Annotated in this window: 1 protein-coding gene; it reads right to left on the bottom strand. The window is 61.5% G+C overall.

Going from position 1 to position 579, the window contains the following annotated elements; genetic code table 11:
• Window positions 1-242, bottom strand: a 242-nt coding sequence (locus ACTIFS_RS21750; protein ID WP_439576212.1) for a flagellin N-terminal helical domain-containing protein, incomplete at its 3' end; no start/stop codon positions are given.
• Window positions 243-579: the final 337 nt, after the last annotated feature.

The following is a 579-nucleotide window of genomic DNA, read 5'->3' as shown; positions in this document are numbered from 1 at the left end:
AGGCCGTTGTCAGCCGCCTCCAGCGTCTTGATGCCGTTGGACATGGAGTCCAGCAGGGAGCTGAGGTCGTTGGCACGCGAGTTGAGCGCGGAGGCGGTGAAGAAGTTCGTCGGATTGTCGAGAGCCGAGTTGACCTTCTTGCCGGTAGCGAGGCGGCCCTGAATGACTTCGCGGTTGGACGCGATGTTCTGCAGTGCGAGCAGGTTCGAGCGCACGCCGCGCGAGATGGTGATGTCAGACATGAAACTTGCCCTCTCCTAGGGACCCCTGCTCCTGAGGGGATGGTCGATACGCCTCCACATCCTGGGAGGGCCTTCAGATCCTCGAAGGCGAAGTGATCCTGCGCCCGACATCGTTAAAAAAACGCATACGACAATCGATGATTCACCATGTCCGGCAACGCGCCGTTTTCCCTAACGCCCGGTGACCGCCGCCAGTGTCCCGGACAGACGAAAAAAGGGCGGCCCGCGGGCCGCCCTTCGAGGTGTTGGAGGTCTTTTCTGGTTCGTCTGCGATATCAGCGCAGGAACTGCAGGACCTGCTGGTCGCCCTGCGAGGCAAACGACAGGGCCGAGGTGG

Origin of the sequence: Phreatobacter sp., assembly GCF_051860605.1 — a bacterium.
Taxonomy (GTDB): Bacteria; Pseudomonadota; Alphaproteobacteria; order Rhizobiales; family Phreatobacteraceae; genus Phreatobacter.
Note: the sequence above shows the minus strand (reverse complement) of the source record. Positions and strands in the feature narration are given on the sequence as shown.